The organism is Oscillatoria sp. HE19RPO (genome assembly GCF_024220515.1).
Lineage (GTDB): Bacteria > Cyanobacteriota > Cyanobacteriia > Cyanobacteriales > Laspinemataceae > Laspinema.
In genome coordinates this window covers 1-14,423 of record NZ_JAMXOT010000254.1, presented here as the reverse complement: position 1 = coordinate 14,423, position 14,423 = coordinate 1, and the positions used below count along the sequence as shown (strand labels likewise).

The 14,423-nt window shown below is 47.1% G+C and carries 13 protein-coding genes; 9 read left to right on the top strand and 4 right to left on the bottom strand.

What is annotated here, in order from left to right; translation table 11 throughout:
* Positions 1 to 42: 42 nt before the first annotated feature.
* From NG833_RS21630 to NG833_RS21620, 3 genes are all read left to right on the top strand, one after another.
* The gene (locus tag NG833_RS21630; RefSeq protein ID WP_254567345.1) at positions 43 to 480 is read left to right on the top strand and encodes a secondary thiamine-phosphate synthase enzyme YjbQ; all 438 of its coding nucleotides are present in this window, start codon (positions 43 to 45) and stop codon (positions 478 to 480) included.
* Positions 481 to 489: 9 nt separating this feature from the next.
* The gene (locus NG833_RS21625) at positions 490 to 714 is read left to right on the top strand and encodes a DUF2283 domain-containing protein (protein ID WP_309143874.1); all 225 of its coding nucleotides are present in this window, start codon (positions 490 to 492) and stop codon (positions 712 to 714) included.
* Positions 715 to 833: 119 nt separating this feature from the next.
* Entirely contained in the window at positions 834 to 1,205 is a 372-nt protein-coding gene (locus tag NG833_RS21620; protein ID WP_254567344.1) for a hypothetical protein, read from the top strand.
* Between the two features lie 70 nt (positions 1,206 to 1,275).
* Here the strand turns inward: NG833_RS21620 and NG833_RS21615 are convergent, their stop codons facing one another.
* The 4 genes from NG833_RS21615 to NG833_RS21600 are packed head-to-tail and all read right to left on the bottom strand — an operon-like array spanning position 1,276 to position 3,297.
* Positions 1,276 to 1,596 carry a gas vesicle protein GvpG gene (locus tag NG833_RS21615; RefSeq protein WP_254567343.1) on the bottom strand — a complete coding sequence of 107 codons (321 nt, stop codon included), beginning with the start codon at positions 1,594 to 1,596 and terminating at the stop codon, positions 1,276 to 1,278.
* 4 nt (positions 1,597 to 1,600) lie between these two features.
* Complete coding sequence (locus NG833_RS21610; protein WP_254567342.1) at positions 1,601 to 2,344, bottom strand: GvpL/GvpF family gas vesicle protein; 744 nt, start codon at positions 2,342 to 2,344, stop codon at positions 1,601 to 1,603.
* A gap of 32 nt (positions 2,345 to 2,376) precedes the next feature.
* A complete protein-coding gene (locus NG833_RS21605; protein WP_254567341.1) occupies positions 2,377 to 2,856 on the bottom strand; it encodes a gas vesicle protein K in 480 nt (159 codons plus the stop codon).
* A 33-nt stretch (positions 2,857 to 2,889) separates the two neighbouring features.
* Positions 2,890 to 3,297, bottom strand: a complete 408-nt coding sequence (locus NG833_RS21600; RefSeq protein WP_375293937.1) for a gas vesicle protein — start codon at positions 3,295 to 3,297, stop codon at positions 2,890 to 2,892.
* A 1,176-nt stretch (positions 3,298 to 4,473) separates the two neighbouring features.
* On the opposite strand from NG833_RS21600, the gene gvpA reads away from it, so the two are divergent.
* From gvpA to NG833_RS21570, 6 genes are all read left to right on the top strand, one after another.
* The gene (gene gvpA, locus NG833_RS21595) at positions 4,474 to 4,692 is read left to right on the top strand and encodes a gas vesicle structural protein GvpA (protein ID WP_254567340.1); all 219 of its coding nucleotides are present in this window, start codon (positions 4,474 to 4,476) and stop codon (positions 4,690 to 4,692) included.
* A 183-nt stretch (positions 4,693 to 4,875) separates the two neighbouring features.
* On the top strand, positions 4,876 to 5,244 hold the full coding sequence (locus tag NG833_RS21590; RefSeq protein ID WP_254567339.1) for a hypothetical protein: 369 nt from the start codon (positions 4,876 to 4,878) through the stop codon (positions 5,242 to 5,244).
* Between the two features lie 30 nt (positions 5,245 to 5,274).
* Entirely contained in the window at positions 5,275 to 6,213 is a 939-nt protein-coding gene (gene gvpN, locus NG833_RS21585; RefSeq protein ID WP_254567338.1) for a gas vesicle protein GvpN, read from the top strand.
* Between the two features lie 142 nt (positions 6,214 to 6,355).
* Positions 6,356 to 9,697: a LamG domain-containing protein gene (locus NG833_RS21580; RefSeq protein WP_254567337.1), complete on the top strand. Its 3,342-nt coding sequence runs from the start codon at positions 6,356 to 6,358 to the stop codon at positions 9,695 to 9,697.
* Positions 9,698 to 9,771: 74 nt separating this feature from the next.
* Positions 9,772 to 11,673, top strand: coding sequence for an ArsA family ATPase (locus NG833_RS21575; protein ID WP_254567336.1), 1,902 nt, complete (start codon positions 9,772 to 9,774; stop codon positions 11,671 to 11,673).
* Between the two features lie 637 nt (positions 11,674 to 12,310).
* Positions 12,311 to 14,188, top strand: a complete 1,878-nt coding sequence (locus NG833_RS21570) for an AAA family ATPase (protein WP_254567335.1) — start codon at positions 12,311 to 12,313, stop codon at positions 14,186 to 14,188.
* Positions 14,189 to 14,423 lie beyond the last annotated feature (235 nt).

The window sequence follows — 14,423 nt, the reverse complement described above, 5'->3', positions numbered from 1 at the left end:
GGGTTTATTCTGACCAGATTGATTAGAGGAGTGCCAGATTCAATGACTATCACCAACCATTTTATTGACATTGAAACCGAACGGGGAATCAGCATTCACAACCTGAATCCTTACATCAAAGAATTGCTAGAGGCCAATCCGGTTAAAAATGGTTATGTTCTGGTTTTTGCTCGCCATACCACAACCGCTTTATTTATTAACGAGTACGAAGAAAGATTGCTGGATGATATCAAGGTTTACTTGGAAAAATTAGCCCCGCCAGATGCCAAATATCTCCATAACGATTTGCATCTGCGCGTCGTCCCTCCCGATGAACCCATCAACGGACATTCCCATCTGATGGCAATCACCCTCAACAATAGCGAATACATTCCCATCGTGGAGGGAAATTTAGTTTTGGGGACTTGGCAATCGGTGATGTTAATTGATTTAGATGGGCCACGAAAACGTAACCTGCTGATTCAAATTTGCGGGGAATGAGGGGATTTTATCATAAAAATTAGTTATGATCCAGAAGTAGATGCCCTCAGCATAACCTTTCGGGAAACAACGGTCACGACTGAACATCTCGGGGAAGGCATTGCGGCAGATTATGATGCAGAAGGACAGTTAGCTGGGATTGAGATTCTGAATGCGGTTAAGCGCTTTGGGGGACAAGAAACTTTGCATCAAGTCATTCTTGAAGGGATTGGTCCGGGAATGCGAAGTGTTTAAGTGAACCGAATGAGGTGCGATCGCCTCCCTTGGACGAAAGAAATATTGAAGTCTTCGGTTTCTGTTGAGCGATCGCCACTTGATTTGGGTATCATAAGCTAGAGTCTGCGAGAAAACCTATGCCTAGAATTAAACCGCCCTCGTCAATGCCGCCGAAAATTAGTTCCACGCCTCGCAAAAACTGTGAGATGGGGGAACAAGTCGAACTCTCTAAAATGATGACGAAGCGACAGCGGATCCAGCATGAGCTTCAGATGATGAAACAGCGGATGGAGTTGTTGAATTCTCAGTTAAGTCTGTTGGATAGTCAAATTGAGGCGAAGGAACAGGCGATTCAGGAGTTGCGGCAATCTTCTGGAAAGGGTGTGGCGGCTATTTCTGGGGAAATTAAGCCGATTCAGGACCGTTCACCTCGGTCTCAAACTCCCCTTTCTGAACCGATTCATCGGGGGAATTCTAATCCGTTTAAAACGTTTCATCTGGAATATTAAAGTTGGGTGGGAGTGGGGGTGGAATCTCCATCCCCGTTGTTCTATTTTTAACCCTTGTCAAGGGGTCGGGTTAATCCAGGACTGTGATGGAGAAAGATGATAAACCATCCTCGCTGATGAACTCTTCAGGTTCCATTTCTTCTTCTTGTTCTTCTTGTTCAGCCTCTTCTTCCATTGCTTGAATTTTGAGCAACAGTTCCTCTTCCTGAATTTCAAAGTCTTCTTCGGAAATGTCGCCCATGTCGAAGGCGAGTTGTAAGGCTAATAACTGTTTTTGGACATTTTGAATATCATCGAGTTCGCTGGTTGCTCGTTCTAGGAGTTGTTCTCCTAACCAGACGATGCCGCCAAGAGGTCCTGAGATGGGAAAGGTTAATAGTTCAAATAGCATGGAATTATTCCTCTGATTCGAGTTGGGCAAAGGTATAAGGGGCGGTAAAGTTATTATACCGAATTCGCAGGCGATCGCAAAAGGTTTTATCGATCGCCTCTACTGCGTCACTAAACTCCGGTTCCCGGTCCCAAGGAATTAAATAGGCGGCATTATAAATCATTTCTTCGGTCATGGGGTCGCTTTCGATGACTTCTTCCGCTAAGGGATTTAATCCGGTTTGAAATGCCCCAATCACTTCTTGTTTTCTAAACTTTAAGCCGCTTTCTATCATCTGACCGATATTGATGACTTCTTCCATACTCAAGGCTTTACCTAAACTGGCATCGCGCATTTCTTTTAAGCTAGGATTCAAGTCGAGTAATGCCTCTATCTCGCTTTTGCTCTCCCAAAATACTTTGATGCTGACTTCCCGGCGTCCTTCCAATTTCTCAAAAAGGGCTTGAAGTTTCTCCTGATAGGGAGCAATTAAGTCTTGGATTACGCTGTCCCAAGTTTTGACAACTAATCCAAAGCGCAGGGGGAGTAAGGTACGAAATCCGGCAGTCATCGCCTCTTCTAAGACTTTTTCATGGCCTAATAAATTGCGCCTGGAGGTGAGATATTTGGTTTGTTTGGCTTCGGAATAGAGGAAATGGAATCCCTCAATGGTTTGGTTATGAACAGGTTCGCGATCCAGTCCGGCGATCGCCAAGGTGTCTGGCAGGGGTTCTGGCAAAATTCCGTACAGATAAAACCCTAAATTCATGTTAATTTATGTTCTAATTGATTCAACAACAGTTACAGCGGTTGGGAGGTTAAGACTAACCTCAGTTTAGCCTGAATTAAATTCAGGTTAGCTACACCCAAATCTAGGTCACCTTGAACGACAATGCCGACATTTAAGAGTCGGTCTAGTAATTCTAAGATGGACGCTTCTTGACTGGGTTCGCCTGGATAGTAGCTGCCCGGTTTTGGTAACAGGGTTCCCACTTCTCCGAGGTCCAGGTTCAAATCATTGGGGTTAATCTCGAAGATATCGCACAAGCGGAGGATTTCTTCTTCTAGTTTTTGCAAACTCTCAGCAGCAGCATCTAACTCGGTTTCACTGAGCATTTGTTCATCCATGCGACGAATCACTTGTGCTTCCATCAATTGCCGAATCAGTTCGACAAGGGTTAAGACGAGGGAGGCTAACCCCGCTTTACTATTAATGGCGCGACGAGTGGGGAGAATTTCGCTGATTTGGGACGGGTCGGACGGGGTGTCAGCTAATGCCATGAGGGTGCAGTTTTCTTATAAGTTTGACCGGGTTTAAATCTCTCCAACGTTGCCGCTGGGTTCGGGGTTGGTTTCAGGAATGGGGGGACTACTGGTGAGGGCTTTGAGCGATCGCATTTCGGCTTCTAAGACTTGCAGGCGATCGTGCAGTTGGCGGTTTTCTTCGATTAAGTCTTGATTTTTACTGCTCAGATAGGGGTCATTTTCCCACCAATTAATTCCCATTTCTCGCGCTTTATCTACGGAGGCAATTAGTAAGCGAATGCGGATATGGAGTAGCTCGGTTGTGGCAACGGAAATGGAAATATCCCCGGCAATTACTATTCCTTTATCTAAGACTCGTTCGAGGATATCGGCTAAAGTAGAGCCTTGGGTGGAGGTGGCAATGGTGCGATTTGAGTTGGATTTAGCGCTGGAAGGCTGTATCGGGTTAGAAGACACGATGAATTTAACTCAGTAAAGGGATTTAATCAGTTTTGGCTGGAGTTAGCTGCACTCAGCCTGTCCTAAAAGATTAGGTCCAATCCAAGGCAATTCTCGGGTTGGGGTTGATTGCGATCGCCCTACCATCCAATCTATCAGAACAATCCGACCGAATGAATATCCTCTGCTATTTTTCCCGGTTTAACCTGCGATCGCCCACCTAAATCTCAGTTTTTTTACGGGTTAAAGTGACCCCACTTTATTTAGATATTCTAACACGCCAATTCCCTTTAAACCGCTGCATCCTTGCTATCTTTTGTTAAATCTTTAATCCGCCTGACTGTTAATGGTCAAAGGTCTAAACATTATAAATCAAAATCCGTTACACCGCTCATATATTTTCATGAACATTCCTAAAGAAATATTGCGAAATTCCGGGTTCGTAGTAACGACTTCAGTCGTTCCCCCCATTTCTCCATAAGGAATTCAGCCATTTTCAACATCCCATCCCTCTCATTCCCCCTCTCTTGACAAAAATCCCCAAGCATGATTTAAAAATAAGCCCTGGGATAGAGAAAAAGACTTAGAGAGCCTTCCTAGACCCTCCAGGACTCCCAGACCCCTAAAAATCTCTCTTTAAAGTTTTGTTAAATTTGTAATTTCCTTGATAATTGAGGTGGCCGACTGAGGTACGATAACAACAAGTAGATTTCCTCAACAAATCCCCCATCGAATCAGGGTGTGGAACTCCCGGCAAACTGATGAGACGATTTTGCGATCGCCGCTCACCAGAGCCATTGAAAAACACCTTGAGCGGAAGGATGAAACTCAGAGTAACTCTGGGCTAAATCAGCCGACAAGCGGTGGGGGTAATGAGTTAGAAGGGGGTGGAGTTCAACCAAAGGGCAAAACACCGAAAAATGCAGGGAGGGACTGTTGTTTCCGTTCGACTTGTGCAGCTAAAATATCAAGGCGAATGAACCCTGTTCTTCCTCTAAATTTTAGGGTTCAAACCGGAGTAGGAGGGTTCCCTTTTAATCTTGTGTCTGTATTGAAGGGGGAAGCAAGCAGAGAACCATCGCTGACATAAAAACCCAGTCTTTTTATGTTAAATGGACTCAATTAAGTCATTCATCCACCTGAATCAAGGGGTGGGAAAGTCCAAGTTTTTATTTACACTCTGGAGCAATCATCATGGCAGTTGAAAAAGTCAACTCATCTTCCAGTCTAGCCGAAGTCATCGATCGCATTTTAGATAAAGGCGTCGTGATCGATCTGTGGGTCCGTGTATCCCTAGTGGGCATCGAACTACTGGCGATCGAAGCTAGAATTGTCATCGCCTCGGTGGAAACCTATTTGAAATATGCGGAAGCGGTAGGGCTGACTTCCCAAGCGGCTGTCCCTGCGGCTTAATCCATTGTAGTGGATCGAAAATAGCGATCGCAAGGGAGATCTAACCTGCTGCCTGCCTAAAAAGCAGCAGGTATTTCCCATATATTAAAACAGGAAAATTCACCGGAAAGGGAAAGCCAGACTCGGCCATATCTTGAACATTTTGCCCATAATTTAAGTGGGATTATACCCGGAGGAAAAGTCGTGTCTTTGCGAGAACAATGGAACGCTGCTAGGGTGCAACGTCAGCAGGAAATTCAACTTCGGCAACAACAGATCCTAGAACAGCGCTATGAGACTCAAATCAAACTAGAAGAAATTGCCGCCCATCGAGTCGAAATGGCAGCGGAAGTCAGCCAAGGGTTGCAGGACTTTTATGCCAACTTAAAAGCCGATATTGCCGCTTTTCGAGAAGAAACGCGATCGCAACAGGAACAAATGTGGGCTGCCGAAAAACAGCAGCGGAGTGCTTATGTAACCAACCTGCAATCGTATGTTTGGGGGACAGCGCCTACCCCAATTAAACCTCGTCCCAAACCCAGTGGAGTTTCCCTGAATTCCCCTAAGCGCTAACTCAACGGACGTGATGCAAAGAGGTTATTTGTGACCACAGTTTTACAAGCCACTTCCCAGAATTTTGTCGATACACCGGCCATTCATCGTCTGACCAAACGCGCCTTGCGCTATCTCCATGCGGGATTTTCCATCCACCTGCGCGGTCCTGCTGGCACCGGCAAAACCACCTTAGCCATTCATCTAGCCAATCTGTTAGAACGTCCAATTGTTTTAATGTTTGGGGATGATGAATACAAATCATCCGACTTGATTGGCAACCAACGAGGATACAACCGTAAAAAAGTCGTGGACAACTTTATTCACAACGTGATTAAAGTCGAAGATGAATATCGTCAATCCTGGTCAGATGCAAGGTTAACCACCGCCTGCCGCGAGGGATTTACCCTCATTTATGACGAATTTAATCGATCGCGTCCCGAGGTGAATAATGTGCTGCTATCAGTTTTAGAAGAAAAACTGTTAGTGCTGCCAACCAGTGCACAACAACCGGAATATATTCGGGCGCATCCCCAGTTTCGTGTGATTTTCACCTCCAATCCCGAGGAATATTGCGGAGTCCATGAAACTCAGGATGCCTTAATGGATCGGTTGATTACCCTGGATATTCCCGAACCCGACGAACTGACTCAACAAGAAATTGTTGTCCAAAAATCGGGATTAACCCGAGGGGATGCGGCAATGATTGTGCATTTGGTCAAGACCTTTCGAGAACGGAGTACGACTCATGAAAAATCCTCGGGTTTACGCGCTTGTTTAATTGTTGCCACAGTCTGCCACCAAAATAATATTCCCGTCTTGCCAACCAGTGCCGACTTTCGAGAAATTTGTAGCGATATTTTGCTCTCGCGGGCAAAAATCCCTCATGCAGAGGGCCTCACCATTCTTGGACAACTGTTTAAAGAAGTCCTAGCGGCAGACAAACGTTCGGCTCCTGCGGAGGTTTTAACTCATGGTAAATTAGGCTAGATTCGCTGGGAAGAATATTGCGGTTCTCGGACTCATGAGGTACAGAAATTTAGAGCAGAGGAATGCAAGCATCTTGATCCCTAGAATCAAGAGCGATCAAGATGTTTGTGCTGACGCACACGCTCCGCTAACACACTCCTAAATGGGAACCGCTATCATATCGCCAGTCGAATTTAGCCTAAATGCCGATCGCTCAATTAGCAGCTACAAATCCCCCAAGATGATTTTCAACGAATCTGTTGCCATTCCCCCCACCGCCAAAGAAGTTGACCTCGGCTATTCTTATCCCGAAATTACCTTATTTAATGGGACTAGCGATTGGATTGAAATTCCCTATTTCAGAGATTTTAATCTCCGTCAATTTACGGTAGAACTGTGGGTAGACTATCAAGGTGGAATCGGCTATCGCGCAATTTTAACCTCAGTTTGTAGTTCTGTTCAAGAGGGAAGAAGGGGCTATCTTTTTTGTGTGAATCCCGCCGGAAATTGGCAGTTTTGGGTGGGTAGCGGTCAACCAGATGCGCCTTGGGTGATGCTGACTGGACCGAGAGCTACAAAAGGGGTCTGGACACATTTAGCGGGAATTTATGATGAACCGTCGCAAACGGTTTCTTTCTATATTAATGGCAGTTTAGTAGCGCAACGAACCGGAATTCCCTTTCATCCGAATGAGCGCAATTCCCTGCGGGTGGGGGCGGGGGCCACGGAACAAAGTGGGGCGAGTCCTTGTTTTTTTCAGGGACGGATTACGCAAATTAGAATTTGGAATAGTCCGTTAGTTGCTGCGGATATTGCTACTGTAGCGAGTCAGGATTTAGGGGGCGATCGGCCAACTCTAACTCCCTCCATTGTTCCCTCTCCTTCCTCCGGAGTAGAACCTTCCCCAATTCCCCCAGAAACCAACACCGAACCGAATATTTTATTAGAAGAACCTCCCCCAGAGATTGAAGAAGAATCAATCAGCAATGTAGGGGCGATTCGCGAATCGCCAGTCGAGAGCGAACCGAATATTTTATTAGAAGAACCTCCCCCAGAGATTGAAGAATCAATCAGCAATGTAGGGGCGATTCGCGAATCGCCAGTCGAGATAGAACCGAATATTTTATTAGAAGAACCTCCCCCAGAGATTGAAGAAGAATCAATCGACAATGTAGGGGCGATTCGCGAATCGCCAGTCGAGATAGAACCGAATATTTTATTAGAAGAACCACCCCCAGAGATTGAAGAAGAATCAATCAGCAATGTAGGGGCGATTCGCGAATCGCCAGTCCAGAGCGAACCGAATATTTTATTAGAAGAACCTCCCCCAGAGATTGAAGAAGAATCAATCGACAATGTAGGGGCGATTCGCGAATCGCCAGTCGAGATAAAACCGAATATTTTATTAGAAGAACCTCCCCCAGAGATTGAAGAATCAATCAGCAATGTAGGGGCGATTCGCGAATCGCCAGTCCAGATAGAACCGGAACCGGAAGATATCCCTTCCGAGAAATCCTTCCAGTCTGCTTTAATGTTTAATGGTATTAATAACAATGTACAAGTTAAAACGCCCTTTAAAAATAACCGGACTTTCACCCTATCTCTATGGGTTAAACCCGCATTGTTAGATCGGGGTTGGTGTGGGTTGTTCAGTAATGATTCCGGAGAGAATTTACCTCCCCTGCAACTCGGAATTGCCCCGAAAGGGGGATTGTATTACGATTCCTTTGATGCAGAGGGAACTTGTCGATATCATGATACCCTTGACGGATTCTTTGAAAGCACCGATCGCTGGGTACAGATTGCCTGGGTGAAAGTGGGAACAGAATATCGGTTTTATCGCAATGGCGAATTATATGCCATCCAACCGGCACCCGATCGCTTTTATTTGCGTCAATCCCAAGCGCTAATTGGCATGGGAGAAAAGGGGTTTGCCGGGGCAATTCGGGATGTGAGAGTCTGGAAAATTGCCCGAACTGCTGCGGAAATTCGCCATGACTTGCATCGTCCTTTAACCGGCGAGGAACCGGGATTATGCCATTACTGGGCATTCAATGACGGCAATGGCGCGATCGCCTCCGATGGAGCAAAATGCGCTAACCGAGGGAAAATCATCGGTGCCACCTGGGGACAAGGTAACCCCCCTGGAAAGGGTGATACTTCCTCAGAGGGAGAATTTCGGCCCGTGTTATGCTTCGCTAGTGAGAGGAACTATATCGAAGTCGAAGACCCTTTCGAGAATGATACCACCTTTACGATTTCCCTGTGGTTGAAATTGTCTAATGTAGGTCCAAACCCTTATGGAATCATGGGAAAACGCTGGTGGCCCTCTGCCTTCAAACCGGAACTCTGGGGGGTTGAGTATCAACAAACGTTATACTATCATACCATTGATCCATCTTCCCCCAACCTGCGTCATGCCGCCCCGTTGTTGAACTTTTTTGCAGGTTCTGAAGGCGACTGGGTGCATCTCGCCTGGGTGAAAGCGGGAACAGAGTATCGATTTTATCGGAATGGGACGCTATTTGCCACCCAAGCTGCACCGGAACGGTTCTATACTGATAATACAACCTATTGGTTTGGCAAGGTGGGAATCGGGAATTCCGTTTCGCACTTTCGGGGTCAAATGGCGGAAATTCAAGTCTGGAATGTAGCACTCACAGAGGAACAAATTCAGCAGAATTTGCAGCAGGGTGTCACTGGGGAGGAGACTGGATTGCGTTATTATTGGCCGTTAAATGAAGGGGAGGGGACATGGGTTCAGGATATTGCCAATCCCCCGAATCATGGTAAAATTCGGGGTGCAACATGGGAAATTGAGGAAGTGGAGATCGCCCTCCCGGAACCGGAATTCGCCCTCCCTCACTTTGTCCAATCTGTGCTGACGTTTGATGGAGAGGATGATGTCGTCATCCTTCCCCCACTCGGGGAAATGGATCGCACCTTTACCCTGTCACTGTGGGTTAAACCGACAACAGTGGATGATGAACGGTGGCATGGTATTCTGAGCAAGGGGAACTCAGAGCAACTGGGACTCGCGTTGTGTCCTTGCGATCGCGCCTTGCAGTATCACTCCGTCGGGGTAGGGGAGAAAACGCCTGATACCAATGTCTTGCTCAACTTCTTTGAAACCGGCGATCGCTGGGTTCATATCACTTGGGTGAAAGCTCTAAGTCTCTATCACTTTTACCGCAACGGCGAATGGTTTGCCACCCAACCGGCACCGGAACGATTACAGCAAACTCCGGGAGACTATTGCTTAGGTAAATCCCAGGTTTTTGGAAACCGAGATAGCTTTTTTGCCGGTCAAATTGCCGAAGTGAGACTGTGGCGGGTGGCGCGAACTGAGGCAGAAATTTACAGAGATTTCACCCATCGCTTGCAAGGGGATGAACCGGGATTAACTGCTTATTATCCCTTGAATGAAGGGGATGGGGACTGGGTAGGCGATCGCGGACGGATTCTGGGGGCGACATGGGAACAGATGGAGATACCGCTTGGGTAAAATGGGCGATCGCTGATGCTGGAACAATGGGATAATCAGATGCAGATTAAGAAACCGGAATGGGAGCAATCTTGATGAATATAACCGATAAAAAACTCACTTCGATTACCCAGTACAACTCCCTTCACCTTGCTTTATTTAGTGGCAAAGGGGGAGTCGGCAAAACCACCCTCGCTTGTGCTTTTGCCCGAAAATGGGCTAAATTATTTCCCCAAGAGTCTATTTTATTAATTTCCACCGATCCAGCTCATTCTTTAGGGGATGTGTTGCAGCTTCCGGTAACCACTGCCGCCACAGCGTTAGAGGACTTGCCCAATTTACAGGTGCGATCGCTCGATGCCAAAGAACTCTTAGGAGAATTTAAAGCCAAATATGGCAAATTCTTAGAATTATTAGTAGAACGGGGCAGTTTTGTAGAAGGAGAAGATTTAACCCCGGTGTGGGATTTAGACTGGCCCGGATTAGATGAAATCATGGGATTGCTGGAAATTCAACGATTACTCACGGAGAAAGTCGTAGATAGAATTGTAGTGGATATGGCACCTTCCGGTCATACCTTGAATTTATTAGGCATCAAAGATTTCTTAGATGTGGTGTTAAATTCCTTGGAACTCTTCCAAGAAAAACATCGTGCCATGTCTCAAACCTTTAGAGGAACCTATACCCCCGATAAAGTCGATGAGTTTTTGGTTGACTTGAAAACTGATTTAAACGAAGGGAGAACCTTGCTGCAAGATGATAGCTTTACCGCTTGCTTAGTGGTGGCGATCGCCGAACCGATGAGTTTATTAGAAACTGGGCGATTTATCACCAGTTTGGAGGAATTATTAATTCCTTGTCAGGGTTTATTCATTAACCAAATTCTCCTCAATCCCGAACCGGATTTAGACCGCTATAGTGAACAACAACAATTACTCCAAAAATTCCTCCAACTCCCCGGGAATCACCCGGTGTTCATCCTCCCGCAACAAGCTACAGAACCCTTGGGTGCAGAGGCCCTAGATGGCCTGATACCCCAACTGCAAGCCCTAGAACAGGTGGAATTGGGTCCCGAGGCGATCGTGCAATGGCCCGAAAAAATGCCCCCTAGCTTCCCCGATTTTATCGCCGAAGGTCGCCAATTAATTTTAATTGGCGGAAAAGGAGGAGTGGGAAAAACCACCGTTGCCGCTGCATTAGGCTGGGGATTGGCGCAGCGCTATCCAAACAAAAAAATTAGAGTGATTTCCATCGACCCTGCCCATTCTTTAGGAGATGCTTTCGGTCAAGAGTTGGGACATACCCCGATGCAAATCACGAATAATTTAAGCGGGCAAGAAATTGATGCCGAGGTGATTTTGGAACAATTCCGAGAGAACTATCTCTGGGAATTAGCGGAAATGATGAGTGGAGAAGGGCCGAACCCAGGAAACATCAAAATTGCCTATACTCCTGAAGCGTGGCGGATGTTAGTCGCCCAAGCTCTACCGGGAATTGATGAGATGCTTTCCTTGATTGAGGTATTTGATTTATTAAATCGCAACGAACAAGATTTAATTATTTTAGATACTGCTCCTACGGGTCATTTATTGCGGTTTTTAGAAATGCCTGCGGCTTTATCCGATTGGTTAGCATGGATTTTTAAATTATGGATTCAATATCAAAATGTGTTAGGGCGAGTGGAATTCATGGGACGATTACGGACGTTGCGGCAACAAGTTGTGAAAGCACAAAAGCAGTTAAAAGATGCCCAACATACGGAATTTATTGGGGTGGTGCAAGCACAAGCGGCAATTCTGTCGGAACAGGTGCGATTAACGGAGTTATTGCGAACAATGGAAGTGCCTCAACGTTATGTGGTGCATAATCGGTATCGCCTGGGGGGTGAAATTAAAGGGGAATTATTTCCGGAACAAACGGTGATTCGCTTGCCGGTTTTGCCGCGTTCTGTGTCTGCTTTAGAGCGGATTCAAGGGGCTGCTGATTTGTTGTTTTAATTCGGGTGGGGTTTGTATCAAATGTAAACAGGCGGCAGAGCCGCAGAGAGTGCGTATCACGGCAGAGCCATGATACGAGGGGGGAGGTGTATAGAGTAGGGTTTTTACTTCCGGTCCCCTCCCCTTGGCAAGGGGAGGGTTAGGGTGGGGTCTCCCGTGAGGTGGCGATTCCCTACGGGATAGCTCCGCTTACCGCCATCTCACGGGAGACCCTCCACCCACTGATTCCTCTTGACTTGCAAAGCAAAGTCAAGAGAACCCCACCCTAACCCTCCCCTTGCTAAGGGGAGGGGACCGGAAGGGGAGTTTGTATAGCACTTAAACAGGCGGCAGAGCCGCAGAGAGTGCGTATCACGGCAGAGCCATGATACGAGGTTGGAGGGGGGATTAAAAAATGCTAAGATTGAGTCTAATCGACTCTACACCTTGGGATATAGGGACCCATGCCCTATAAAATCAGCCTTGAGAGGAAGACTATTTAAGGGATAAATCGTTAGATTGTTAAGTAACCTCCCTTAAACAATTCCGGGGCTTTCTCCATATCTTAGGGTAGAGAAAAATGCGGTAAATTATTGCATTTTAGCTCCAAATGAATGGGGTCAACAACGGAACTGTTAAAAATTAGGGAGAACAATTCATGAACGATTTATTTAAAGGGTTTGAGCAGTTATTAGAACTCGCAAAAACCTTGGAAGAAAAAAGAGAAGCTGGAGAACTCAAGGCAGATATGCAGTTCCGTACTCGTCCGATTAGTAGCATACCCCGTACTGGGGCAATTCCCCGGACTGGGAATGTCGGAGTCTCGACGGGTGGGGTTTCTGTAGATGCCAGTCCATTCCGGACACCCACAGGTCCTCGTTCCACGGGTCCTCGTTCCACAGGCGGTGGGTCAAATTTTACTTCCCCGACTCCCGGGGTGTCGAAGCCCCAAAAATCGGGTTCTTCGATGAAAGATATTGGCGGACTTCGAGAAGTTTTAGCTGAACTGAAAGAACTGATTGGGATGCCTTTAAAACGTCCCGATTTATTAGAAAAAATTGGATTAGAACCGACCCGAGGGGTGTTGTTAGTTGGACCTCCGGGAACTGGAAAAACTTTAACGGCTCGCGCTTTAGCTTCAGAATTGGGCGTTAACTATATTGATTTAGTTGGGCCAGAAGTGATTAGTAAATATTACGGCGAAGCGGAGCAAAAACTGCGGGCTATTTTTGACCAAGCGGTGAATAGTGCGCCTTGTATTATTTTTATTGATGAAATTGACAGTTTAGCGCCCGATCGCTCTCAAGTTGAGGGAGAGGTCGAAAAACGCCTAGTCGCCCAATTATTAGGCTTAATGGATGGATTTGCTCAAACTCAAGGGGTGATTGTCCTAGCTGCCACAAATCGACCGGATGCCCTCGATCCTGCCTTGCGTCGCCCGGGACGGTTCGATCGCGAAGTGCAGTTTCGAGTCCCCGACTGCGCCGGACGGTTGGAAATATTAGAAATTCTCACCGGCGCAATGCCTTTAGATGAAACAGTACAGTTAGCTGAAATTGCTGAATTAGCCACGGGATTTGTGGGGGCCGATTTGAAAGCGGTTTGCCAAAAAGCCGCCTATACTGCTCTCCGTCGTCAAGTGCCTTCCATTGAAGCAGAGATTCCGGAAACAATGACGGTTCAACAGGGGGATTTTTTAGAAGCCCTCAAAGCCGTTAAACCCGCAGTTTTGCGGTCCGTGGAAGTGCAATCTCCTCATGTTTCATGGGAGGAAATTGGCGGATTGGAGAGCATTAAACAAACCCTACGAGAATCGGTAGAAGGGGCGCTGATTAATCGGGAATTGTATTTACAAACCAAAGCCCGATCGCCCAAAGGAATTTTGCTCTGGGGTCCTCCAGGAACGGGCAAAACCCTGTTAGCCAAAGCCGTCGCTTCCCAAGCCAAAGCGAATTTTATCTGTATCAATGGACCGGAATTACTCAGTAAATGGGTGGGGGCCAGCGAACAAGCGGTTCGGGAATTATTTACCAAAGCCCGCCAAGCAGCGCCCTGTGTGGTGTTTATTGATGAAATCGATACCTTAGCCCCCGCCAGAGGCCAACATACCGGGGATTCCGGCGTCAGCGATCGCGTGGTTGGACAGTTACTCGTGGAACTAGACGGCTTGGCAACCGGGGCCAATATTCTAGTCATTGGGGCGACGAATCGGCCCGAGGCAATGGATTCGGCCCTCTTGCGGGCGGGACGCTTCGACTTGCAACTGATGGTGGATTTACCCGATGGAGACAGCCGCTTAGGAATCTTGCAAGTCCACAATCAGGAACGTCCCTTGTCCGAGGTGGATTTGTCTCACTGGGCAACGGTTACCGAAGGTTGGAATGGAGCAGATTTAGCCTTATTAGGCGATCGCGCCGCAGTCGAAGCCATCCGCCGCTACCGGGCGATCGGCATGAGCGATCCCGCCCAAATCCGGATTACCACCGAGGATTTTGCCTACGCTTACGATGCCTTGAACCAACAGCGATCGGCTTAGTGGAGTCATTGGTCATTGGTCATTGGTCATTGGTCATTGGTTGATGGGAGGGATAGGAGAGATGGGAAATGTTCGTAGAGACGACTTCAGTCGTTCTTCTCTTCGTTCGTAGTAACGACTTCAGTCGTTTCCTACCTAAAGCTGTGAAACTCACTCTAAGGGGCTTAAGCACTAGCCCTGTCAAGGTGTGTAGATTGTAGGGGCGCAATGCTTGCGCCCTCCGGAGGGCGCAAGC

Bases quoted from the DNA above. Each gene is read 5' to 3' on its own strand.
- NG833_RS21610 (WP_254567342.1), bottom strand. From the start codon at position 2,344: ATGAATTTAGGGTTTTATCTGTACGGAATTTTGCCAGAACCCCTGCCA.
- NG833_RS21605 (WP_254567341.1), bottom strand. From the start codon at position 2,856: ATGGCATTAGCTGACACCCCGTCCGACCCGTCCCAAATCAGCGAAATT.
- NG833_RS21570 (WP_254567335.1), top strand. From the start codon at position 12,311: ATGAACGATTTATTTAAAGGGTTTGAGCAGTTATTAGAACTCGCAAAA.
- NG833_RS21575 (WP_254567336.1), top strand. From the start codon at position 9,772: ATGAATATAACCGATAAAAAACTCACTTCGATTACCCAGTACAACTCC.
- NG833_RS21630 (WP_254567345.1), top strand. From the start codon at position 43: ATGACTATCACCAACCATTTTATTGACATTGAAACCGAACGGGGAATC.
- NG833_RS21580 (WP_254567337.1), top strand. From the start codon at position 6,356: ATGGGAACCGCTATCATATCGCCAGTCGAATTTAGCCTAAATGCCGAT.
- NG833_RS21620 (WP_254567344.1), top strand. From the start codon at position 834: ATGCCTAGAATTAAACCGCCCTCGTCAATGCCGCCGAAAATTAGTTCC.
- NG833_RS21615 (WP_254567343.1), bottom strand. From the start codon at position 1,596: ATGCTATTTGAACTATTAACCTTTCCCATCTCAGGACCTCTTGGCGGC.
- gvpA (WP_254567340.1), top strand. From the start codon at position 4,474: ATGGCAGTTGAAAAAGTCAACTCATCTTCCAGTCTAGCCGAAGTCATC.